Origin of the sequence: Erwinia sp. 198 (assembly GCF_003937915.1) — a bacterium.
Taxonomy (GTDB): domain Bacteria; phylum Pseudomonadota; class Gammaproteobacteria; order Enterobacterales; family Enterobacteriaceae; genus Erwinia; species Erwinia aeris.
Genome location: NZ_RHUM01000013.1, coordinates 99708 through 122235 on the forward strand (window position 1 = coordinate 99708; position 22528 = coordinate 122235).

Consider the following 22528-nt stretch of genomic DNA (forward strand, 5'->3'; position numbering starts at 1 on the left):
CGTGGCCACTTTCATCTATCTAAATGTGTCTGATTATATGGGGCATACATTGGAGCTTTGTTTATGTAGTATCTTATAAGTGTATTGCGATTCAGCTTCTGCTGATGATCCCAATAGCTTATAACCGTTTTTTTAGGGAGTAGTGTGAATCTAATAATAATTATATTTCCCCAGCTAACTCCTAAGTTCCTAATGTAGCAGCTGAACATGGTCGTTTCTTTGGAGATTACACCACTTATATTTGGAGTGGAAACGCTTACGTTTACGTCTTTCTTGTTTTCAATCTTTAAGATGCTTGCATCATAACAAGTTACATGTACTTTATTCCAGTGACTGTCATCTTCTATTTCTATATTGCATTCAATTTCTTTCAATTCTTCGTTTTCTAACTTAAACGTCAAAAGCTGATTTTCTAATTTTTTTCGCCATATGGTGACCTTTGTATAGTTGTTAGCACAATCTCTAATACTTACCTTTAATACTATAGCCCCCCATAATAAAAACATGAACACACAACTCACCGAACTAATGCGCCTTATCACCAACCTGATCCGCACCGGGACCATCTCGGCGGTGGATAAGGAGAGCTGGCTTTGCCGCGTGAAAACAGGCGACCTTGAAACCAACTTGATTAACTGGCTTACCCTACGGGCCGGGAGTTCGCGTACCTGGTGGAAACCTTCCGTTGGTGAGCAGGTGCTGTTGCTGAGTCTCGGCGACCATCTGGATACCGCTTTTGCGCTACCTGCCATCTATTCCGATGCCTGTCCGCCGCCGTCTGCTTCTGAAGAAGGCAGCATTATCCTGTTCCCGGACGGTGCCCGGTTTGAGTACGAACCTGAAAACGGTCAGCTGGCGATCTCCGGCGTTAAAAGTATTCGTATTGATACGGCGGATAATATCGAGCTGAACACAGAAAAACTGTCCATTACTGCCAGTCAGATGCATATCAGAAGCGACGTGGTGATTAACGGCAGCGTGAAGCAAAGCGGCGGGGAGATGAGTGCAAACGGCGTTGTAGTGGATTCGCATAAACATGGCGGCGTGAAAGCTGGCAGTGACACTTCCGGGGGACCGCAATGATGATGTATACCGGCATGAATCAGCAGACCGGTCTGGCGCTCACCGACACAGATCATATTCGCCAGTCGGTGCGGGACATTCTGCTGACGCCGCAGGGCAGCCGGATAGCCCGGCGTGAATATGGTTCAGTGCTGTTTGCCCTGACGGACCAGCCACAGAACAAGGCGTTAAACCTGCAAATTATGGTGGCAGTCTATGGTGCGCTGAGTTGCTGGGAGGCGTACATCGGGCTGAATATGGTAAATATCACGTGCAATTATGATGGTTCAATGCAGGTTGAGCTGACCGGACAGCGTGCTGATGGTTCGCCGCTGGCGATGAATGTTTCTGTGGAAGTTGGTCATGGCAGTTATTGACCTTTCACAGCTGCCTGCACCGGATGTGGTAGAGGTGCCGGATTTTGAACCGCTGCTGGCAGAACGCAAAGAGGCGTTTATTGCGCTCTGTCCTATAAAGGAGCAGGATGCGATGCGCTGCGCGCTGGCGCCGGAACCCATTTTAAAGCTGTTGGAGGAAAGCACTTACCGGGGTTGCTGCTGCGTCAGCGTATCAACGAGACGGCGCAGGCGGTGAGGGTAGCCTATGCGCTCGGCAGCGATCTGGAGCAACTGGGCGCTTGTTACACCGTGCAGCGCCTGACCGTCACGCCCGCTGACACGGACGCGGTGCCGCACCAACACTACAAGATATTATCAGGCTACTGGGTGGTATAAAGTGAAATTTATTACAAAGTTTATATTAAACATTGCTATTGATTACGCTCCGGTATTATTGGTGATAATTGCCGGGGTATTCTATGTGGTGTTTTTCCCCGATTACTGGGGAAGGTTGTTGTTAATCACTATCGGTGTAATATTTGTATTAAGCGTTAAAGTTTTCAGTAAGATACAGTTTAAATCTAAACGAAAGTAGTGCAGGTGGCTGATGATAAGCCATCTGTCTTTGCTGATTCTTTTCCCTTCACCACATCGATTTTCTTTGTGGTTGCTTAAACACCTCACCACAAATGCATCTTAAGCCTGTTTGACACACCATAGCGAAACCCCTTAAAAGGAGGCTCGCTATATGGCTGATAACTATTATCAAGGCGTGCGCGTTACGGAAATTTACGCAGGCACCCGCACCATATCTACGGTGAGCACCGCAGACGATGCCGACGCGGCGACCTTTCCGCTCAATAAACCCGTTTTACTCACTGACTTGCTGGCAGCCAGCGGCAAAGCTGGCGAGTCCGGCACGCTGGCCCGTTCGCTGGATGCAATCGCCGACCAGGCTAAACCTGTTGCCGTTGTGATGCGTGTTCCACAGGGCGAAACCGAAGCGGAAACCATATCCAATATCATCGGTGGCGTGACGGCTGAAGGTAAGCGCACCGGCATGAAAGCGCTGCTGGCCTCGCAGGCGCAGCTGGGCGTGAAGCCCGGTATTCTTGGCGTTCCGGGACACAACATGCAGGCCGTGGCAACGGAGCTACTTAGCGTGACGCAGAGCCTGCGCAGCTTCGCTTACCTCTCGGCTTATGGCTGCAAAACAGTGGAAGAAGCGATCGCTTATCGCGCTAACTTCAGCCAGCGCGAAAGGATGCTTATCTGGCCGGACTTTATCCATTTCGACAGCGTGTTACAGGCGGACGCAACAGCTTATGAAACCGCTCGTGCGCTGGGGACTGCGTGCCAAATTTGACCAGCAGACCGGATGGCATAAAACGCTGTCCAACGTTGGCGTAAACGGCGTTACCGGTATTTCCGCTGATGTGTTCTGGGACTTGCAGGATCCGGCAACTGATGCGGGCCTGCTGAATAAAAATGACGTCACTACGCTTATCCGCCAGGATGGTTTCGCTTCCAGAGTTCACGCTGCCTGAGTGATGACACGCTGTTCGCCTTTGAAAATTACACCCGCACTGCCTGGGTGCTGATGGACACCAAGCATACATGCCATCGGTGGATAGTGCGCTTAATCCGACTGCTGGCTGGACGCGGCCAAGCATCTGCGAACCGACAGTTTTGCGCAGGCTATCATCTGCTATCGCCAGCATTCTCCTGACAATCCGGTGTTTGTTGCGAGGGATTTATGGCGGACCTGCAAAACGCTGATGGGTGAAATCGGTGTCTCGAAAAAGCTGCGCGACCGTATTCAAAACCATGCATTGCAGGATGTCAGCTCGAAGCACTATGACCGTTATGATTATCTCGTAGAGAAAAGAAGGGCATTAGAACAGTGGGAAAACAGGGTTAATCATGTTGAGCAGGCCACCAGCAATGTAGTGAAGTTATTCCAGAGAGGATGAGAATTGGCTAAATATAGTCTCAATTCTTTGAAGAGCATACGCCAGTCTGGTTATTGTTAAATAGACTGGGCATTATCGATGAAGCAGATTTTGATGTGTTATCAGTTCAGGCAGATGCTGGGTTACAGTCTTTTTGGCGAGCATAAAGCGTTTTAAAAACTATTCAGGCCGAAATCACTGACAACTATATGCCGATGATACAGCTTGTTGAAGATTTTTTGCCGAATTAGCGAACTAAACCGATAGCTTTTGCTTTAGCTTGATACTGCTTAAGATTTTGCTCAATTTTCTGCACAGCTTCGCCCGTTTCAATAGCCGTTGAGCTGGCAACGGAGCGGTAAATTTTTTGCTTAATGATTTTGGCGCTGGTGGCTCGATTTTGCATTGTGAGGTCCTCATCGTGCTTATCGGGTTTGTAGTGGGTGGGAGATGAGCTTACAAGATGGTTTAGGGCGTTTGCCGGGAGGTAGCCCACCATTGAGGTGGGCTAAGCTGCTTAATCCTGATAGCTGGCTCTTGCTCTCACTTCCTGCATGTTCATGCCGTGATGAAAGCGCTGATGTCCACACATCCAGCATGAACAGAGACATGGCGTATGATAAGCCTTACCGATATTGACGATAGTCGCACCTTCAGGCCAGCTGTAAGCCGCATTATTGTAACGACCGCGTTTAGTTTTGAGCCTTTTCATATGATGGCGACGAAACGCTCGATTTCTTGTATGCATGGGTAATCCCCGAATATACCGTCGGGGCAGCCACACCTTCGTGTGACCGCCGGAACGTGTATTCGGAGTGGAGGATTTTACGCATTGTTAAGATCCTTATTAAAATCCATTCGCCTGAATGCCGGAAAATTCTACTCGTTAGTATTCCAGTTTATGAAGTAATTTTTCAATCTTTCAACAGTGTGTCGCCACTTTGGCGTTGTCGGCTTACAAACGGTATTTTGATTACCGAAGAATCCAAGTTCATTTACTGCATCCTGTTCACTAAGGGTCTGAAGCCATTTCACTGAGACAAAATACTCAGATTTATCGGGATCACCTGAGTTATCACGATAAAGGTCTCCATGCTTAAGCACGTCCATCGCGAGTTTTTCACCAGCCTCAGTATTAATTGTAAAGCTGCTGGCTGGCTCAACGGCGCTTTGCACAATACCGACGCCTACATAACCTGTTTTTGGGATGTTAACCCAGACGCGTTGACCGGGCTGAAGCTGTTTTAAGGTCTGGCTGTACCAGCTTCCGCCACCGGCACTGATAAAACCGTAACGGCGCGCCTCTTCCCAGTTACGACTATTTGAGTCACCAAACGAGACATAGAACTCTCCGTTCCAGGGTTCTTTTGATTGAGCACTCGTACCTGCGGTGGCCTGAGCAGCGTTAGTTTGCGTCTCGCTGGGATCGAGAAGCCAGGCGCGACTTAAAAACTGTTCATCTCCGTGCTGAAAGACTTTGAAGAACAGCACGTTGATAGAGATACCATTTTTGCTCAGGTAGTCGACAATGCGTTCGGTGGACGGATCCAGTTCCGCCGCTACGATAATGATTTGATGCGACTGGTTAATAGACTCTTCTTCTAACTCAGTATTGAAACGTTGCTTAAAGGCATCGCCTAAATTGCCGCCGCCAGAGAATTTTTCATAAATTTGTGACAGGCGGTCTGCGGTTAAATCGTCCACCCATGAAGCGTAATCCAGCGCCTGAGCGACTACCTCGCGCGGTGTGCGGTCGCGTTTCAGCTCTATCAGGATTAGCGAGGCATCAGGCGCTATCGCCAGCAGATCAATACGCCCCTTATCGAGCGTATTTTCCTGATGCCCGATAATCATCCACTGGTCTTGACCTGCTCCCCGTTGGTTAATACATCGCGATGTCAGTGATGTCTTCATCAGCAACGTGAGGATACCCCCATGAAGAAGCGTTTTTCCGACGAACAGATCATCAGTATTCTCCGCGAGGCCGAAGTCAGGGTTTCGGCCCGGCAACTCTGCCGCAAGCATGCTATTTCAGACGCTAATTTCTACACCTGGCGTAAGAACTTTGGTGGCATGGAAGTCCCTGAGGTAAAGCGGCTTAAGTCACCTGAAGAGGAGAACGTCCGCCTCAAGAGGCTGCTCGCCGAAGCCATACTGGATAAGGAGGCGCTTCAGGTAGCTCTGGGTCGAAAGTACTGACGACAGACCTGAAGCGGGAAGCCGTAGAAGTCATGTGTGAGGCCGCCGGTCTGTCGCAACGTCGGGCCTGCAGGCTGGCAGGTCTGTCCCTGTCAACCTGTCGTTATTCAGCTCAGCGTCCGGCTGGTGACGCGCTGCTGTGTCTTCGCATCACAGAGCTGGCGCTTGAACGCCGTCGCTTTGGTTATCGGCGGATCTGGCAGTTATTGCGTCGTCAGGGCCTTCACGTCAACCACAAGCGGGTATACCGCATTTATCACCTTAACGGCCTGAGTATGAAGCGTAGACGTCGTCGTAAGGGGCTGAGGATCGAACGGCTTCCGCTGCTTCGCCCGGATGCGCCCAATCTGACCTGGCCGATGGATTTCGTCATGGACGCACTGGCCACCGGTCACAGGATCAAGTGCCTTACCTGCGTGGATGACTTCACGAAGGAATGCCTGACGGTCACTGTTGCCTTCGGTATTTCAGGCGTTCAGGTCACGCGTATTCTGGACAGCGTTGCGCTGTTTCGCGGCTATCTGGCTACGATAAGAACTAGCCGGGGGCCGGAGTTTACCTGCAGAGCAACTGACTAGTAGGCTTATGAGCATGGCGTGGAGCCGTGCTTAATTCGGTCGGGCAGGACAACGCAGAACGGATTTATGAGAGTTTTAACGGGCGATTCAGAGAGGAATGCCTGAATGAGCCCTGGTTCAGCGATATTGTTCACGTCGGGAAAATCATTAATGACTGGCGGCAGGACTATAACGAGTCCAGACCTCATTCATCGCTAAATTACCAGAAGCTGGCTGAGTTTGCAGCAGGCTGGAGAAATGGAAAATTAGAAGGTAATTAAACCGACATTACTGACTGATCGTTGTATCCAGGACTGGGGGCAGGTCACATCAACAGCACATTTACAAGATGACCATGTAGAAAGCCCGAAAAACCGGCTGTCGTGCTAAAGCCATCGATCTGGTGAAAGCTAGTCACCAACCACATGGCAAAATACATATTCCAAAAACACTGGTGGCTACGCGTTCGGCGGCTAGTTGGACGACAGCAGCAAAGAGCTGAAGGAGCTGCGCCAGCTATGTACGTATGGGCAGCTTGCTAGTGTATCCGTCGGCTCCATTTTATTGGCTATTTGCCGGTACGGTTTACCACGATCGGTACCGCATGACTGACAGCGAAACGACGCAAGTTTTAAGCAATAAGCTTGGCATCGCGTGTGATTCAGTGGGCGTGGGCGACTGGACAAAAAACGTCAACGTCCAGGGCGAGTCGTTCTTGAAACGTGACGAGCGGGCCATGCGCACTTGATATCAGGTAAACGAGGGCCGCAGTGAGTACGGCGAGAAAGCTTTATGTATCAAGGACGCCTGATAAAAGCTGGGTATAACCTGTCAATGCTTGTTGTAATGATGCGGATTTTTGGGTGAAAAATATGTTTTTATTTCAAAATATAGAAAATATCTTATTTATTACTGGTGTGGGTTGTTGATCTGATTGCCAGCAAAGAATAGTCTTTAGATTCTTATATCTAGTTAAAGGGAATTAATGTGAGTGACGAACAGGGAGTAATGATAGCAATTTCACCCGTGCAAATGGTTGCGATTGTAAATGCAAAAACGGTAAGCGAAGGTGAGATCTGGAATAACCGGCTTTGGGGTGGTCTGAATTTGATTGGCGGTGTAGTTGAGTCATTTGGCGCAGGCGCTCTTTGCGTGGTGCCTGAGCCAACAATGCTATCAAAAGCTGGATGTGTGGTCGTAGGTGCACATAGTCTTGATACCATTAAGACATCTTTAAATCAGATTATTACTGGACGTAAATCACAAACTGCAACCTCTCAACTGGCGAAGTTAGCCGCCGAACAGTTTGGGGCTGATAGCGCAACGGCATACAAAGTCGGCGTCACAGTTGATCTGATTGTTCCATTTGCGTTCGCCAGTGCTGCAGGCGCGGCCCGTATTGCTTCAGTCTACTCCGGTCGTGTTAGATTAGCAGAGCACGAGGGTGGGGCGTTGGGTCATACAATTGCACGTCATATAGGACAAACGCCTGCACAAATGATAGCTCGGCTATCAGCTCCACGGGCACCGGCACGAGCCAGTACTTTCTTTAATACCCGACATGCTGAGTTATTGATATCGGAAGTTTTATCAATTAAACGATTTCAAATTCAAAGTGCTTTAAAATATATGCAGTCAGGCTCAAGGCTGCGTCTTGATCATCGCTTTTTCTTTTCTACTGGAAAATATATTGAAAAGGGGAGTACAACAGTAAAAAAAGCCTATGGATTAAGAGTGATTATCGAGGCTAAAAAATATGGTAATAAAACATATTATATCGTAACGGCATATCCTGTGCCATAAGAGGAAATGATGGATAGTAATATTGAAAAAACATGTGAACTGGATAATCTGGTCATCATATACTTTGGACAGGACTGTGACATCTTTGACGAAGAATGTGATTTTGATAATTTGCTTAATGAGTATCTCAATACGTCATCGGAATTCTCTCTGAGAATGTTGTTAGCAAACCTGATTGAGCTGAACGCGCAGAATGACAGATGTGAGGTGCTGTTATCCCGTTATAATGGCGAGTTTGCACCAGATCGCTGGGAGATGACTGCTCAGGAATGGCTTGATATTGTCAACCGGCGTCTTGTTGACTACATGAATGAGAAGGGCTACTCCACCGAACTTTCATACTTCTAAAGTTCTTTCTTTCCCCGTCGCAAGCCATGCATGTAACTGGTGCATGGCTTTGCATGCGTGGCCCCCCCGTGTGGATCCTTTTCAATGCCGGCTCTGGTGACCTGCTCCCCGTTGTCCGACAAGCTGGCGCAGCAATCCCGCATTCCCGAAAGCAGATTACTGAATGAAGCCATCGCTGGCTTATTGAAAAAGCACGGCTTTTCTGACGGCGAGATTAATGAGAAGCAATAAAAGCACCAGCGCAGGCCAGTAAATATCTCGTTCGGTATTGCGCTGGGGATCACGTAGGGCTGATAAATTATGCTGATTTTAGCTCACGGTGTTTGGCAAAATTCCCGACCGTATGGCCTGGAAAAAGACTTCACCGGCTGGCGCTTATTGGTTTGCGGCAAGAATAAGCAATTTGCCGATTACCGTGCTTGCGTATGGTTTATGCCTGATGAAGCATCAGCGATGTTGGCAGTTGTCCTGGCGGATTCAAAAAATCCTAAGGTGTCCTCAAATCAGCCGGTGAAAACAAAAGCGAATAGCCGTACCGCGAAAATTTTTCCTGCATCACACAGTATAGAAACGAGTGTTAATTTACGGTCAATCTATAACTAAAAAAGAGGAAGGGAAGGGTGCCACGATCGCTTATGCGTGTACATGAATGCTGCCAGGCGGACGGCAATGAAACACGAACTGCCGACCTTTTACCGCCAAGCTTCTTTCGCCATGCATTTGCAGAACGCGGAAGATTTTTTCGAGTTACGCTTTGACAGAAAGCTCACTTAAAGACAGAAGGGCGCATGTTTGCTTTGATCAGGCGTGGTTTGAAAGAAGTAGCCAATCACAAAGAAGTGGCCAGTCATACAGTACCTGTTGAACACTGTAAATCCCTGTCCAAAATATCCTATAGATATACTGGAAAACAAAAAGGACCCACGCCACTAACGTAAGTCCTTGATAAATTTGGTGGCCCCTGCTGGACGTGAACCAGCGACCAAGCGATTATGAGTCATATGAATAGCTTGTTTCATCATTTTCCAGCTTTAACCATTCCTGCCTTTTTAATGCTATAAAACAGTAGCTTGTGTCTGTTTCTTTGTTTCATATTGTTCCGGAATCTTCCTTTCAGTATCATCCTTACGTCACCTGCTACATCACCCAGAAAACGGCAATAAAATTCTCGTAAGGACTCGCTTTTGGCAGACAATTTAACGGACTCAATGGTACGCGGCCTAAAAGCTCGAGACTCGGCTTATCAGGTATGGGACAAAAGTGGTGAGCGCGGAGCAGGGCGTCTGGGCGTGAAAGTTGAGCCATCCGGGCAGCGGGTTTTCTACTATCGCTACTACTGGGATGCTAAGCGCCATTTCATTCAGTTGGGTCGTTACCCTGAAATGTCGTTAGCTCAGGCTCGTCAGCTTACGAAAGGTTATGCCGGTACGCTGAAGGAAGGGAAGAACCCTAAGGTCGAAAAGGCTGAACAGGAAATCGCGCTGGAAAAGCAAAAACGTGCCGAACAATTAAAGGGCAGTATCGAGCAGCTTATTCAGGGCTACACCAACAAAATGCGGGAAGATGGCAAGCGGACCTGGCAGCAGGTGCTGTACCGTCTGGAAAAGGAAACCTATTCCTTTATCGCCAAAGATACCAAAGCGAACGAAGTCACACCGCTACATATCAAACAGATTTTGTCTGCTATCATTCAGCGCGGGGCGAGCGTTGAGGCTAACCGTGTCCGTTCTTATCTGATGGCAGCGTTCAACTATGGTCTTAAAGCGGATAACGATCCGGCCAACCACCAGCAGAACGTGATGTTTGGACTTGAGATGAACCCGGTGAGCGTCATCCCTAAGCAGTCGGCTGCAGAGAAAGCGGGAACCAACTGGCTGAAGTTGAATGAGCTGCAACAGCTGATGGGTGACTTTCCCAAAACGCCAGGCGTTGGCAGCACGGTGAGCTTGCTGCTTAATTTATGTGTTTACGCTGGTGGTCAGCGCCCGCATGAACTGGCTTCCAGTCGGTGGGATGCCGTGAACTGGGAAGAGAAAACACTGTTGATAGTGGCTGACGTCTCAAAGAACAAGCGCGACCATTTGGTGCCATTAACGGATTCATCTATAGAAATTCTGGAAAGGCTGAAGAGTGAGAACGTTAATGATAGCCCGTATATTTTCCCGCAGCGATTGGATGTAGGTAAGCATCTACGAACTGACAGCTTTGCGCAGGCAATCATCTATTATCGTGAACATTTTCCTGACAATCCGGTGTTTGTTGCGAGGGATTTGCGGCGGACCTGCAAAACGCTGATGGGCGAAATCGGTGTGTCGAAAGAGTTACGCGACCGTATTCAAAACCATGCATTACAGGATGTCAGCTCGAAGCACTATGACCGTTATGATTATCTTGTAGAGAAAAGAAGGGCATTAGAACAGTGGGAAAACAGAGTTAATCATGTTGAGCAGGCCACCAGCAATGTGGTGAATTTATTTAGATGATTGTTTTAGAGAGATCTGGAGGTCCATATGAGTTTTCATAGTGAAGGGTTATACGAAGTTGCTTGGTATCTCTCCCGCTTCGGCAAGGAGAAACCGCCTGCCTTACTGGGCGTTAGTAGCTGGAAAGATGCCTGTGCTCTTTTTTATCCATCTTTCGGGGAGGGTAAAAACTCAAAGGAGTTTTACAATAGCCTAAAAAATTGTAGAGATCGCTTCGATTCTTGGCTAAGCGATATAAGGGTTGGTTGGCGAAATGAAGATAGATCACCTCGCGAACTACCCGCTGCTTACAAAGCAGCAATGGAGAGAATGGAAAAGCTCACTACAGAGCAGGTTGAGGAAAAAATACTGTCCTACATAGCAGTAGAGGATATTTATGAAGAAGGGAGGGACATTCAGGCAATAAAATCTGATTTAAGCCTTGATGACACCACTCGCAAGCAATTGGTTGCCGCCAGAGTCGGGCAAGGTTGGTTTAGAATTCAATGTATGAAACTTTTTCCGTCTTGTCCTCTGACTGGTATTTTTTTTCCTGCATTACTTCGTGCCAGCCACATAAAACCTTGGCGCGCTTGCCAAAGTAGACTAGAGCGCCTAGACCCATTTAACGGCATCATGTTAGCTGTTCATGTAGATGTATTGTTTGATAAGGGATATATATCTTTTGCAAATAGTGGGGAAGTATTGGTTAGTAATGAGTTGGATAAAGATTTGCTACAACAAATGAAGATCAGCATGACCAAAGTGCCGGCTTTCCCGGCTCACGCACATAAATATTTGGAGTGGCATAGGAGAAAATTATTTAGAGAATAATGTGATGTCCAATGCCACAGTTTTAAGGGGTAAAGGTGGGACGTGTATCTCCTGCAAATTTTTTTTTAATATAAAGACCAATTAATTTCTTGGTGTTTTTCAATTGCTATTGTTTTCACTGCCAGCATTGACTCATTCGTTCCCTGTAACGCAAAACCGTAGTGAGCAAGTAAGCCCGCCTGGGATGGGTAAATCAGCTGCAAATTAGGAACCTTATAGCGACCTGCATAGGCATAAAGCTGATACATATCACTGCTCGAAACGCCTAGTTTGCGGTCCGCTTCATTCAATAATTTCCACTTGGTATCCGCTATCATCTGCGGAACTCCATTGTCATCAACCAGTGCAATATCTGGCCGCAATTGAAATTGTTGGGAATCATTGTCGCGCATTGCCAGATATTTTCGAGGTCCTTGTGTACGGAGATGCCAGCCTTGCTGATGGGCCCAGGGTTTTAACTTTTCTGCCACCCATGCTTCAAAAAGGCGATTCATATCAAACAGTAATGAGAACAACGGTGTGCTGCCCGCTAATACATCCGGTTTAACGGCGGCAATAAACAATCGACACTGTTCAAGTACAGACTGAAATCGTTGCGTAATGCGATCCTTTTTAAGGAGGTGGAATGATTGCAAGGTGATGGGCGCATCGCTAATGCCGTCAAAATGCATTAACAATTCGGTTAACTGCTTTTTGGTTTTACCGGAGCGTGTCCAGGTAAGCAGCAGACGCAGGGTAAACCGGAGTATCTGATTCAGCAGCATATCTTCGCTGAATTCGTCGAAGCGACAATAAAGACGTTCTTTATGTACTAAGTTGTGCCGGACATGTTGTGCGATAACTAAGCGGCCGCGCATTACTGACAGGTTTTCTTCCTGTTCTATGTAATTGCGTAACTTGCCCTGAAGGATCTGCGTATGCAAATCATGGCAAAAGTGCTGGATAAAAATATCCAGCAGACTATGTTGCTGAGTATTGATACCCGCCTGCGCCCCTTTATGTGTACGCATGATTCGGGCGGAATGTAGCATCTGCACTAATGCTGTACGACAGGATTCAGGCCTTTCTTCTTTACCATGAATCTTAGGCAGAATTTCTAGTGTTAAATCATCAAGCTGTATTACGCCGCAAAATTGTGCAAAACGAACCGATTGATGGCCCCAGCTAAAGGTGCCGGCAGGAAGTTTTGGTGCCAGCTTTTCCAGCAAGCGGGCATGATGAATGCCCAAAGCGTGCTGAGCAATGGCTCTTTCTGCAACAATCGGTAGCGAGCTATGTTCAATAACCGCCAATATTTCTGGCACGGCTTAATCCTCGTAGATTTTGCGAATCGAGTCGGGCGTAATTTCTTGGGCAGTTGAAACACGGTATTCAACGACCTCTTCAAAGTCATCATGAGTAAAGCCGAAAACATCTCTACTGGTCAACTTAACATGGCCAATCAGTGGAGCCTCTACCAGCTTGCCGGTAGCGTCGATATCGCGGAACACCAGCTGGATTTTGTGCCAGTCCTCATAAAAGTATTCCTGCAGTAGCGGAATAAACTGATTCAGGAAAACCGTTTTTAGCTGTGTAAGGTTAGCAACCGGGCAAAGGTAAGCATGGCCCAGCATGAGATCCCGGCTGAGAAGAAAACGGATTCGGTGATTCATCGCATCCAGCAGCCTGCGCAGGTTAATCTGGTTGCCATCTTCATCAAGAATATTACCGGCGTCATCTGACCCAGCAATTTTGCTGCTGTCAGGCATTAGCTCTTTGAAACGGAAGCGACGACGTAAAGCGGTATCCATTAGTGCGATTGAGCGGTCAGCAGTGTTCATCGTGCCGTAAATATCCAGATTTTCAGGCACGCCAAATGGCTCGCGAGAATAGGGCAACGTAATACGCATGCCTTTGTCGCCGCTGGTACGTTTGTCGGTTTCTATCAACGTGATTAGCTCGCCAAAAATTTTCGCCACATTGCCACGGTTAATTTCATCGATAAATATAGCGTAGCGATGCAGAGGATCGGCTTCGGCACGCTGGCAAATACGGCGGAATACGCCATCCTGCGGCGAGTAGCTTAATTCACCGCTATCTTCGTCCAGCTCAGGGCGGATACCTTCAACGAAGTCTTCATAGCTGTATGCCTGATGAAAAGTAACAAACTCGTAGCGGCTTATAGTTTCCGATTCGGCTGGCTGTTGCTTCAGCTGTTTACTCAGAGCAAGCAGCTCAGCTGATTCCTCTTGTGCTTCAGGCAAAGTAACCCAAAAGCTGCCGTCAGTTTTATCAAATAGATAAGGTGGAACCCGGCGAGCATATTTAACAGTCGTGGACTCTTCCGGCGTATGGGTTTGCAAAGTTGCCCAAATTGTTGAGTTGAGTGCATTGCTACGCCCTTGGGCTTTAGCTTTGCTGAGTACATATTCATGAGCGGCAATTTGAGCAACCTTTGATTTACCGCCAATATCTGCCAGTGCCATGAAAATTACGTCATGCCATGATTTCTCTGCAAGCTGTTCCCCCAGCCATTGCTCGCGAGTCAGTGTCTGCGCTTCACTGACATATTTCACTTTTAACTGGTTTAGCTCGTAAGTTTTGCCGGTTCCCGGTGGGCCGAATAAAATTAGGTTTAAAGGCTCGATAGTTTCCGGCTGAGTGAGTACTTCATCAATGGGCGCGATTTCCACAGGTTTTTCAGCAGGTTCCTCGCGTTTTTGCCAGATTTCTGATAGCGGTGGAACGTAGAAGTCGAGCTGCTTACTATTCTGTTTTTCTTCCTGTTCGCGACGGATCTCAAGCAGCGCTCTGTCCATCGCCACAGCAGACAACTCTTCTTTCTGCTGCGGCTTGAAGGCGCGGATGATAGTACGGCGATCATTGCTGCTAAAGATGCGTTCAAAATCATCTGGATACAGCATAAACATCAACATATGGCGGAACTGACGGCTGGCATTCTCAGGAATTACACTTAGCCACTCTGCAAAGGAGAAGCCGTCACTCAGGCGCATTTCTCGTTCAGCTAATGGCTGTGCTAATAGAGCTTTAATAACGTTGGTAAGGTAGGCAAACTCACGTGCCCGGAAGGTGTTAAATCCAGTCCCAGCACTGCCTACGCCTGAAAGTACTGTATCTTTTAGCAATGGGTTGTCACTATTTAGCGGTTCATTAGCAAGACCCCAGATGGTGGTTATCTGTTCACGCTTGGTTCTGACGCTGATATTGCTGGCACAAAGAAACAGTAGCCAAAGCATTTCTGCAGTGAGTTGTTTCGCCTCTGGAGAGACGCCGGCTAGTTGCTCTTTAAGGCGATGCATAAAGTTGCCTTCAAGCTCTAGCTGGCTGTTGACCACATCACGCTCAATTTCGGCCAGATGCTGACTGTCCCACAGGTTTTTATTGCTGAAAAGTGAACCGCCATTAATCAGGCAACGTTGCCGCCATTCACTAGCTGCTTCCAAAATCTGGTCTGCTTGTTCTTTACCGGTATAGCGGCTCATCCTTGTTATCCTTTTTTAAATACTGAGAAAATTACGAAGCTAACTGATTCGATATGAACCGTCATCCATTCGTGTACCATCAGTTTCAACATCTCTTTCAAACATCATTCGGATGCTTGTTTCTAAAATATCTCCACTCGCCTCAGACTTGTCTTTTCTTAAAGCTGCCTGTAGCTGTGAGATGTCACTAGCACTGTCACCCATTGGCCAGAGGGCCGCTCGCGCTAAACTTCGTTTGCGTGACATAAGCCCCTGGAGTAAACAGTCGAAAGAATGTTCCTGATAGCCGGTATGTATGGCCATTGGCATATGAATTTGGACTGGATACCGTTGGCCGATACGATGTACACGATCATTACATTGCTCTTCAACAGCAGGGTTCCACCAGCGAGACAGGTGAATGACATGTGTTGCGGCAGTCAACGTTAAACCCGTTCCGGCTGCTTTAGGGCCGAGCACAAGCAGGTCGAAGCCACGATCGTGCTCAAGATGCTGCTGGAATCGACGCACAATAGCCTGGCGCTTCTGAATCGGCGTATCGCCGTTGATATGATCAATATGCTCAAGGCCGAATTCCTGGCGAACCAGTTCCATAAATCGGAACTGCATCTTGCGGTGTTCGATGAAAACCAGAACACGCTCACCTTTTGCTTTGATATGATGCAGAATCTCAAAACATGCATTCAGGCGCGCAGAGGCATCAATAAATGTTTGATTATCGCCGCTCATTTCCATGGCCGGATGTACTGAAACGCCGCGGATATGCTGCAGCATTTTAAGTGCAGCGCCGGGACCTCCCTGAGATAATTTTAACCGGGCTGTTTCGTAGGCAATAGCTTGCCCTTCAGGCATAAGGCGCGGATGAAGAAAGCGTGTTTTTGCAGGCAATTCTTTCGCAACATCTTCTTTTAAACGGCGGAACGCTAAAGGTGGCATTTGATTGCGAGGTGCAAAGACTTGCTGATACAGCTGAAGCATATTCTGTTCATCAGGTTCGCTATACAGGCTGTTGAAGTTACGCAACGTATCCAGAGAAGCGGGTGCCAATTGGTCCATGACCGCCCATAAATCGGTCGTGGTATTTTCAATCGGTGTGCCTGTCAGACCAATTCGATAGTCAGCATTAACGGCGCGGGCGGCGCGAGCCCGTAGTGAGTCAGGATTTTTGACCGCCTGTATTTCATCAAATACCACGGCCGAGAAATGGATCTTCGCAAAAGAGTGCTGGTAGTTAGTCAGCGTTGTATAGGTCGTTAATATCCAGAAACGATGGCCTTTTCCTTCCCTGATTGACTCATGCAACTGCTGAAAATTCAGTAAGGTATTGCCATCTTTTGTTTCGACACCTTTAGCATCGAAATTTTTATAGTGGCTTAGCGATGAACCATAGAGGCGCAGCAAATGACCAAGTCCGTCACTATCAGTATGCTGCCTGACCTCAGCATTCCAGTTTTCCAGCAATGAGGTAGGAGCAACAATAAGTATTGGTCCGCGCTCTTTATTGCTGGCAGTGCTGACGTTATTGTTCTCTTTCAACCAGCGTAGAAATGCGATGGTTTGAAGTGTCTTCCCTAAGCCTTGCTCATCTGCGTTCAAAATGCCTGGCATGCCTGACTTCCATGATGAAAGCTGCAAGCTAAAGCTCTCCAGCTGATGCGGTCGCAATGCTGTTTTAACGCCTGCGGGAAGTTGCTCATCAATGAAAACGGAGCGTTTTTTTAGATCAGGTTGCCAGAACAGTTCTTCAAAATTGTCTTTAGTATCCAGGATTACCGTAGCTGGAGGTTGAACATCAATAGCGATCTTATCTTCGCTATCCGCTGCTTCTGCTGAACCTTCTATCTCGATAAGGTTCGCCAGACGTTTCTCCAATGCGCGTAATGTCTCTTCTGTCACTTTAACAGGATGAGACGCAATCTCAACTTCATCCTGAGATGCATCTATAGCATTACGCAACTGATCGCAGACGCTTGCCAGCGCCTGGCTATCCATCGCAGCGAGAATGTTGGTCAGGGCATCAGGGATTACCTCAGGCAACCAGACCGTTTCTCCGGTCATGGGCGTAGAAACAGCACCTTTTCGGTAATGCAAAATACCTTTAACACGCTCGGAATATTCAACGGTTTCGACAAATGCGGGACCTGCTGCGGCTTCAATTGCTTCTTCTTCACCCACATCGTCAAGACCATCCAGCTTGCCCGATTGTCTTAAGTATTTTTCAACAGCATTAGTAATTGCAGGTCGTGGATTTTCAATAAAAGCGCGTCGTTCTTCAGGTGAAGACTTTTGCTTTTCCACCATGACATCAAGAATGGGACGAGCGCTGCGGTCAATGACCAGATAATTGCCTTCGCCAACACGGTAAGCGGAAAGCGCCCCTTGAGTCCTGACACGTTGTTGGAACCGACGTAACGTTTGTTCACTTAGCTCACCTGCAGACTCGCTAATCGCTTCTCCGCTGCTTTCCAGCTCTTCCAGATTCTTACCAGAAAATGGGATGATTTCAAAATCATCAGCGCCCTTTGAGCTGGTGGAAATAGAAAAACGATCGGCAATGCGAACTTCTAAACCTTGCATAAAGTCGGTCAGCGAGACACGAACGGCATTAATTTCATGGCTCATCTGGACGCCAGGATCAAGGGCCTGACGGAAGCGCGCCAGCGATTCCCAGTCCGATGCTTCTCCACCGCCTGGCGTAAAGTTTTCGGCAACTTCAACAGTCTCCATCATCCACAAGGGCAACCGGCGTGGCCCTTGAGATGTGGTTAAAATTGATCCGGTCCGGTGTGGTAGCTGGCGAACACCGTTGCGTAGCCATTCATGCTGTAGGCGAAAGGTATCGCTTCCGAGTGAGCCTTCGATATCAGTTTTCAACGTCAGATCGACGAGAGGGGGGAGGCCCAGCGTCTGCGCCGTTTCGGCGTCCAGTCGGCCTGCCAGATGATGACCCATCACAATAGCGTCATCACTGATGTGTAAAGGCTCTTCAAATTCTTCTGCCAGCGCTTTCAGATCGGCGATAGCGAAAGCTAAGGCGCGATCGTTATGTGTCAGGCCAGACAAAGTCGCAGGTTGCTGTCTTTTAAACAGACGATGAATGAAGTTCTGTTTTTCTTCAGCAATATTGAGGGTAATCGCTTCTGCATTATGATTGAAAGCAAATGTCATGACAGATACTCAATTTGTTCACGCACTTTTTCCTGCCAGCCACCTAAGTGTGGAATAGCGACCGGATTAGGTAACATGCGAATATGTTCGCAGTCATATGTCAATCGGAAGAGTTCAGGCGCTTTTTTGTTATCGCTACTAAAGATATGAACTTTATAATTATGTGATCCTTCGACCACAATGCAGCGTCCAATTTTTAAAATTAGCAATGAGGTGTTTTTTCGGCTGCCAGCAACTTGCCGTCCGAAGGTTAAGGTCGCACTTTCTCGCATAGTCTTTTTTATCGATCTGGCCCGCATATCGGCTTCAGCACTGAAAGCCACCCATGCTGAGTCAATTTTGTCCTGATGGTATAAATTAAGCCAGAACTTGCGTCGGGGCTCCCACATATGGCTATCTTCAACGTCAGAAACTACATCTAAAAAGAACAGAATATTTTCGCGTGTGAGCCAGTTTATAATCAGGTTTCGACAGGCTTCATCTACGCTTCCCCATACGCCACCGCGGCTCAGACGCGGGTCATCATAAAAGGCCACCAGCGTTTCGGTCAGATAGCGAGAAAGCTCTTCATCGGGTTGTTTATATAACCAGTGTGATAACAGTGCGTTGATGGCTTCCGCTGCGCCATTCATCAAAGCACCCCCTCTGCCATCAGGTTTTAACCAGGCAAACAGCTTCTCAATAGCGGGTCTATCATTCAACCCAGGTGCCAGCAATGTTATATAGGCCAGATGAGCATGCGACATTAACCCCGGATCGTGCGGGCGTGTAATACCAAATTTTTTAAGCTCTCTCCACGGTGAATCCATTTCAACCATTCTTTTTGCCAGGGCCTGATGCGCCTGGCTAGCGTCAAAGAATTCGGGTAGTTGCTCGACAATATCTTTCCACTTATCGCTCATATGTTCTCTGGCGATATCCAGACAATTTTTGATTTTGTTTGTGTGTGGTGAACCCGGTTCATAACTACGGATATAGGCCGATATCATTGCAGAAATAAATGGCGCTGAATCCGTAACAATAGTTTCCCGCAGATAAAACGCTTGCAGCACAGCAAACTCGTCCTGATTTCTGAATTCTTTATCAAAAACAATCGGTGCGCCTGAACAGATAAAGGACATCTTTACATCATTCCATTCCCAGCGCTCCACATAATCAAGCAGCTTGCGTAACACCTTTTCACGATCGCGCTCCGCAATCTCCTTGACGACATCGGGCCAGCGCACATGAATGGCCTGGATCTTTACCGTTAAACCTTTCGATACAGCAATTGCTGGCTTGAAAAGGGTCACGGGTTTCAGGAAGATATCGCTTAATTTCATAGCGGCCTCTTCTTCAGGGGGGCGATCAAGCGTTTGCGGATGTCTTCAATTTCCGCTGCATTGGCCGGGGTATGCATAATGATGCGGAGATCGATACGGCGATTCATCGCCATATTTTGCGGTGTGTCATTCGGCTTCACCGGACGCATTTTACCGTAGCCTGCCACAGAAAGAACGGGTTGGCTGCGCATATTAAAATGTGCGACCAGGTCTGGCGCTGCGGCAAGCATACTGGTAAACGTGGTGATGGCTCGGTTAGTCGAAAGGTTCAGGTTATAAACATCTTCGCCTTTGGAATCGGTGTGCCCCTCAATCTGTACCGCTTCAATAATGGCAAACGAAGGATTACAGCTTTTATCCCATCCGACGCTTTGGCTGAAGGTATAGCAGGGCAGCAGGGAATCGAGCGTCTTCGCCAATGCTTCGACGATTTTTCGCTTATCGTCGCTTAGCGTATAGCTATTGCTGATAAACAAACCTTCCCCCTGAAAGCGCAGTGTGCCTTCTTCAGGAATGACATCAACCGGCAGTTCAGGAAACGACTGCTTTAGATTATTGCGCAATTGATAGAGTAAGTTGAGCCGGGCAGCAGCAGCCTGCGACATATACTGTTCCAGCGGATCAACCTGCTTTAACAATGCGATCTCAGCGCGTAAATCCACGATGGTTTTATCGCGTGTTTGTATCGCCTGTTCATACTCATCACGCGGGACGGTGTTTTTATCGTTGTAACGGCTGGCAAAAAAAGCGAGCAGCACCATGACAATGAAAAGAAAGCTGACCGTCATATCTGTCATCGAGACAAAAACGGACTCTTCTTCCTCTTCATGTGAGCGCTTACGGCTGGCGTTGGCTCTCATGAGATTCGCCCTTGTTTCGGCGCGAAGTTTTCAGCCTGATCGACAATGCTCTGCATTGTGTCCAATGCTGGCATGAGTTCATTCTGCAAGGTTTTGACATGATCGAAGAGCGTTTCAACCGATGTGGCAACTTGCTGTTGGTAGCTGTCGAATGCCTTGCCAAGTTTCTCGTCAATGCCATCCAGACGTTCGCCCTGACCGCGTAAAGCCGCAATCAAAGACTGGAGATTAGTCAGCGTGGATTCAACCGCACGATGTTGCCCACCCAGTGTCTCTTGTGCAGCTGAAAGCGTCATTGCAGATTGTTCAGCATTGGTTTTAGCGGCTTGAGCGATAGCCGACAGGCTATTCTCACTGCTCTCACGCAGCTGGCGCGTGCTGACTTCAATACGCTCCATCATCGCCCGAATCGGATCGGCGGCGCTGGCCAATGATTGTGCAGATGTGCGGAAGCTACCTGAAGCGTTCTCCGAGGCGACAGCACCTTCTTTAATCCCATCAGAAGCGCGGCGTAATGCAGTGCTGGTTTCGGTCAGCATACCCATCACGTCTTCCAGTTTTTCTGCAATAGTAGAAAGAGGGGAAAGCAGTTCGCTGCTGGCTTTCTGTGTCATCGCTTCAGTGGCTTTGGTAATTTCACCTGCGGTATTGCCAAAAGCACCCAGTACTTGTGTAGCAGCCTGCCCAATAGCTTCGCTTGCTTGTGACGCTGATTCCGACAGGCGGGCCTGTGCCGCTTCAGCTCCCTGTTTTGCGGCAGTTTCGAGTTCGGTACGAATACCCAGAGCGGCGGCTTTCATATCGGCAGCCGCTTCGCCCATGGCTCGCGCACCCTCACCGGTATTGTCTTTGATGCCTTGCAGGGTTGAGTTCATGGTCGCCAACAGATTTTCGGCACCTTGATTAAATGCTGATGTTGCTGTATCTGCCGTTTGCTGCATACCATCACGCAATGTTTCCACCGCCTGGCCTAAGCGTCCAATTGCGCCTTCCATTTCGTTGCCCATTTTTCCGGAGCTTTGATCCATACGCTCAGCCAGCAATTTAATCTGGTCTCCTGCCAGGGAAATACGTTCGCTGGCTTGTGCCAGAGCCCGACCAACATCTTCAGAAAAACGTGAGGAGAGGTTTTGTACCATTTCTCCCACACCATCGTTTCCCAACCGGCTGACCTGCTCGATAACCGGCGTAATAGCCGTACTAATGGACTCAGAGATCGCTCTTGGAAGGTCTTCGCGCAGCGGACGGCCAATCTCAGCAGCCATTTCCAGTCCCAGCTTGCGGAAATGCTCACGGCTCTCGATGGTGGCTTTCAACTGGCGAATAGAAAGGTCTTCGAGGCTAATAAACGTCAGACGCTTTTCAATCAGGCTATTAAGGCCATGAACCGCTTTTTCTAAATGTGACGTACCGCGTCTTAAAGCTACGGTAAAGACAATCGAACAGCAGAGACCGGTCAGGGACATGATGAATTTTGCTGAAGCGATGGTAAGTAAACCCTCTAAGGCTGCACTCCCGCCGTCATCCAGAGAAGTACTCATTGAGTTAAGCGCAGAAATCAGGCCCAGAAAGGTGAGGGATAGCCCTATAGTTACAAACAGCCCCGGAACGATACGCCAGAAGCCTTGCGTAAAGTGCAGGTCATCCAGATTAAAAAATTGGCTGGGACGGACCGCATTGCGCACCACAGGAGGCCCGTCCCGATCGTCAATCACATGGGTTTCACGATATTCTTTCCATGCTTCTGCTACATTTTTTTGTTCTTCCGTTTTATCGGCTGCCGCAATGCTGGCGTCGATTTCAGTCACATGCTGGCTGAACTGATCTTCAGGCGTGTTTACGATAATGCTGTGGATACTGCTAAGAGCCTTACGGCGACGTTTTACCAGCTTGCGCCAGCGGACAACGGCAAAGCAAAGCGTGGCAACCAGCAGGATAGTTACAAATCCAGGGGCAGCATCATTTTTTAAAACTGAAGCGATAGACAAAATGCCATTACGCACCAGCACGCCGGGAAGCAGCAGCGAATCCATTTTTACACCATAGATAACAATAAGAAGGGGAGTGTTTCTTTTGGGAATACTCTAATATATTTCATTATTCTTATCTATCTTAACAGCACGTCTTAAGAAGAAGTGTGA

General features: G+C 48.1%; 18 protein-coding genes, 1 tRNA gene and 4 pseudogenes. 12 read left to right on the plus strand and 11 right to left on the minus strand.

Annotated features, from left to right (window positions below; all coding sequences use genetic code 11):
- Positions 1-11 precede the first annotated feature (11 nt).
- Positions 12-506, minus strand: coding sequence for a hypothetical protein (locus EGK14_RS17535; RefSeq protein ID WP_125290386.1), 495 nt, complete (start codon positions 504-506; stop codon positions 12-14).
- Between EGK14_RS17535 and EGK14_RS17540 the strand changes: the two genes are divergently transcribed.
- The 5 genes and pseudogenes from EGK14_RS17540 to EGK14_RS17560 all read left to right on the plus strand — a co-directional run.
- The gene (locus tag EGK14_RS17540) at positions 505-1083 is read left to right on the plus strand and encodes a phage baseplate assembly protein V (protein ID WP_125290387.1); all 579 of its coding nucleotides are present in this window, start codon (positions 505-507) and stop codon (positions 1081-1083) included. The genes EGK14_RS17535 and EGK14_RS17540 overlap by 2 nt on opposite strands.
- On the plus strand, positions 1080-1439 hold the full coding sequence (locus EGK14_RS17545; protein ID WP_125290388.1) for a GPW/gp25 family protein: 360 nt from the start codon (positions 1080-1082) through the stop codon (positions 1437-1439). The genes EGK14_RS17540 and EGK14_RS17545 overlap by 4 nt, the downstream gene beginning before the upstream one ends.
- Positions 1426-1754, plus strand: a pseudogene (locus EGK14_RS17550) (baseplate assembly protein); the annotation flags it as partial. The gene EGK14_RS17545 and the pseudogene EGK14_RS17550, both read left to right, overlap by 14 nt.
- A 394-nt stretch (positions 1755-2148) precedes the next feature.
- A pseudogene (locus EGK14_RS17555) lies at positions 2149-3036 on the plus strand (phage tail sheath subtilisin-like domain-containing protein); the annotation flags it as partial.
- Positions 3037-3073: 37 nt separating this feature from the next.
- Positions 3074-3373: pseudogene (locus EGK14_RS17560) on the plus strand (integrase); the annotation flags it as partial.
- Positions 3374-3599: 226 nt separating this feature from the next.
- Here EGK14_RS17560 and EGK14_RS21425 read toward each other — a convergent pair.
- From EGK14_RS21425 to EGK14_RS17570, 3 genes are all read right to left on the minus strand, one after another.
- Positions 3600-3758 (minus strand): hypothetical protein, encoded by a 159-nt coding sequence (locus EGK14_RS21425; protein WP_199746465.1) that lies wholly within the window; start codon positions 3756-3758, stop codon positions 3600-3602.
- Between the two features lie 111 nt (positions 3759-3869).
- Positions 3870-4100, minus strand: coding sequence for a hypothetical protein (locus EGK14_RS17565; RefSeq protein WP_125290389.1), 231 nt, complete (start codon positions 4098-4100; stop codon positions 3870-3872).
- Between the two features lie 131 nt (positions 4101-4231).
- Entirely contained in the window at positions 4232-5266 is a 1035-nt protein-coding gene (locus EGK14_RS17570) for a nuclease (RefSeq protein ID WP_125290390.1), read from the minus strand.
- A gap of 21 nt (positions 5267-5287) precedes the next feature.
- On the opposite strand from EGK14_RS17570, the pseudogene EGK14_RS17575 reads away from it, so the two are divergent.
- The 5 genes and pseudogenes from EGK14_RS17575 (at position 5288) to EGK14_RS17595 (ending at position 8862) form a co-directional block, all read left to right on the plus strand.
- Positions 5288-6389 (plus strand): annotated as a pseudogene (locus EGK14_RS17575) (IS3 family transposase).
- Between the two features lie 706 nt (positions 6390-7095).
- Entirely contained in the window at positions 7096-7911 is an 816-nt protein-coding gene (locus EGK14_RS17580) for an RNase A-like domain-containing protein (protein ID WP_125290391.1), read from the plus strand.
- 6 nt (positions 7912-7917) lie between these two features.
- Complete coding sequence (locus EGK14_RS17585) at positions 7918-8259, plus strand: contact-dependent growth inhibition system immunity protein (protein WP_233598527.1); 342 nt, start codon at positions 7918-7920, stop codon at positions 8257-8259.
- Between the two features lie 84 nt (positions 8260-8343).
- Positions 8344-8490, plus strand: coding sequence for a ribbon-helix-helix domain-containing protein (locus EGK14_RS17590; protein ID WP_125290392.1), 147 nt, complete (start codon positions 8344-8346; stop codon positions 8488-8490).
- Between the two features lie 69 nt (positions 8491-8559).
- Positions 8560-8862 (plus strand): hypothetical protein, encoded by a 303-nt coding sequence (locus EGK14_RS17595; RefSeq protein ID WP_125290393.1) that lies wholly within the window; start codon positions 8560-8562, stop codon positions 8860-8862.
- Positions 8863-9211: 349 nt separating this feature from the next.
- Here EGK14_RS17595 and EGK14_RS21330 read toward each other — a convergent pair.
- A tRNA-Met gene (locus EGK14_RS21330) sits at positions 9212-9296 on the minus strand.
- A 147-nt stretch (positions 9297-9443) separates the two neighbouring features.
- Between EGK14_RS21330 and EGK14_RS17600 the strand changes: the two genes are divergently transcribed.
- Positions 9444-10742 (plus strand): site-specific integrase, encoded by a 1299-nt coding sequence (locus EGK14_RS17600; protein WP_125290394.1) that lies wholly within the window; start codon positions 9444-9446, stop codon positions 10740-10742.
- Positions 10743-10769: 27 nt separating this feature from the next.
- Positions 10770-11555 carry an HNH endonuclease gene (locus EGK14_RS17605; protein WP_125290395.1) on the plus strand — a complete coding sequence of 262 codons (786 nt, stop codon included), beginning with the start codon at positions 10770-10772 and terminating at the stop codon, positions 11553-11555.
- Positions 11556-11620: 65 nt separating this feature from the next.
- On the opposite strand, the gene EGK14_RS17610 is transcribed toward EGK14_RS17605, so the two are convergent.
- Genes EGK14_RS17610 through EGK14_RS17635 form a run of 6 tightly spaced genes read right to left on the minus strand, consistent with a single transcriptional unit; the run spans position 11621 to position 22420 of the window.
- The gene (locus EGK14_RS17610) at positions 11621-12859 is read right to left on the minus strand and encodes an McrC family protein (protein WP_125290396.1); all 1239 of its coding nucleotides are present in this window, start codon (positions 12857-12859) and stop codon (positions 11621-11623) included.
- A gap of 3 nt (positions 12860-12862) precedes the next feature.
- The gene (locus tag EGK14_RS17615; RefSeq protein ID WP_125290397.1) at positions 12863-15037 is read right to left on the minus strand and encodes an AAA family ATPase; all 2175 of its coding nucleotides are present in this window, start codon (positions 15035-15037) and stop codon (positions 12863-12865) included.
- Positions 15038-15076: 39 nt separating this feature from the next.
- A complete protein-coding gene (locus tag EGK14_RS17620) occupies positions 15077-18205 on the minus strand; it encodes a DEAD/DEAH box helicase (protein WP_125290398.1) in 3129 nt (1042 codons plus the stop codon).
- A complete protein-coding gene (locus EGK14_RS17625; protein ID WP_125290399.1) occupies positions 18202-19527 on the minus strand; it encodes an EH signature domain-containing protein in 1326 nt (441 codons plus the stop codon). Before EGK14_RS17625 ends, EGK14_RS17620 begins: the two co-directional genes overlap by 4 nt.
- Positions 19524-20387 (minus strand): OmpA family protein, encoded by an 864-nt coding sequence (locus tag EGK14_RS17630; protein WP_125290400.1) that lies wholly within the window; start codon positions 20385-20387, stop codon positions 19524-19526. Before EGK14_RS17630 ends, EGK14_RS17625 begins: the two co-directional genes overlap by 4 nt.
- On the minus strand, positions 20384-22420 hold the full coding sequence (locus EGK14_RS17635; protein WP_125290401.1) for a hypothetical protein: 2037 nt from the start codon (positions 22418-22420) through the stop codon (positions 20384-20386). Before EGK14_RS17635 ends, EGK14_RS17630 begins: the two co-directional genes overlap by 4 nt.
- Positions 22421-22528: the final 108 nt, after the last annotated feature.

Bases quoted from the DNA above. Each gene is read 5' to 3' on its own strand.
- EGK14_RS17540 (WP_125290387.1), top strand. From the start codon at position 505: ATGAACACACAACTCACCGAACTAATGCGCCTTATCACCAACCTGATC.
- EGK14_RS17535 (WP_125290386.1), bottom strand. From the start codon at position 506: ATGTTTTTATTATGGGGGGCTATAGTATTAAAGGTAAGTATTAGAGAT.
- EGK14_RS17545 (WP_125290388.1), top strand. From the start codon at position 1,080: ATGATGATGTATACCGGCATGAATCAGCAGACCGGTCTGGCGCTCACC.
- EGK14_RS21425 (WP_199746465.1), bottom strand. From the start codon at position 3,758: ATGCAAAATCGAGCCACCAGCGCCAAAATCATTAAGCAAAAAATTTAC.
- EGK14_RS17565 (WP_125290389.1), bottom strand. From the start codon at position 4,100: ATGCATACAAGAAATCGAGCGTTTCGTCGCCATCATATGAAAAGGCTC.
- EGK14_RS17570 (WP_125290390.1), bottom strand. From the start codon at position 5,266: ATGAAGACATCACTGACATCGCGATGTATTAACCAACGGGGAGCAGGT.
- EGK14_RS17585 (WP_233598527.1), top strand. From the start codon at position 7,918: ATGATGGATAGTAATATTGAAAAAACATGTGAACTGGATAATCTGGTC.
- EGK14_RS17590 (WP_125290392.1), top strand. From the start codon at position 8,344: ATGCCGGCTCTGGTGACCTGCTCCCCGTTGTCCGACAAGCTGGCGCAG.
- EGK14_RS17595 (WP_125290393.1), top strand. From the start codon at position 8,560: ATGCTGATTTTAGCTCACGGTGTTTGGCAAAATTCCCGACCGTATGGC.
- EGK14_RS17605 (WP_125290395.1), top strand. From the start codon at position 10,770: ATGAGTTTTCATAGTGAAGGGTTATACGAAGTTGCTTGGTATCTCTCC.
- EGK14_RS17615 (WP_125290397.1), bottom strand. From the start codon at position 15,037: ATGAGCCGCTATACCGGTAAAGAACAAGCAGACCAGATTTTGGAAGCA.
- EGK14_RS17620 (WP_125290398.1), bottom strand. From the start codon at position 18,205: ATGACATTTGCTTTCAATCATAATGCAGAAGCGATTACCCTCAATATT.
- EGK14_RS17625 (WP_125290399.1), bottom strand. From the start codon at position 19,527: ATGAAATTAAGCGATATCTTCCTGAAACCCGTGACCCTTTTCAAGCCA.
- EGK14_RS17630 (WP_125290400.1), bottom strand. From the start codon at position 20,387: ATGAGAGCCAACGCCAGCCGTAAGCGCTCACATGAAGAGGAAGAAGAG.
- EGK14_RS17635 (WP_125290401.1), bottom strand. From the start codon at position 22,420: ATGGATTCGCTGCTGCTTCCCGGCGTGCTGGTGCGTAATGGCATTTTG.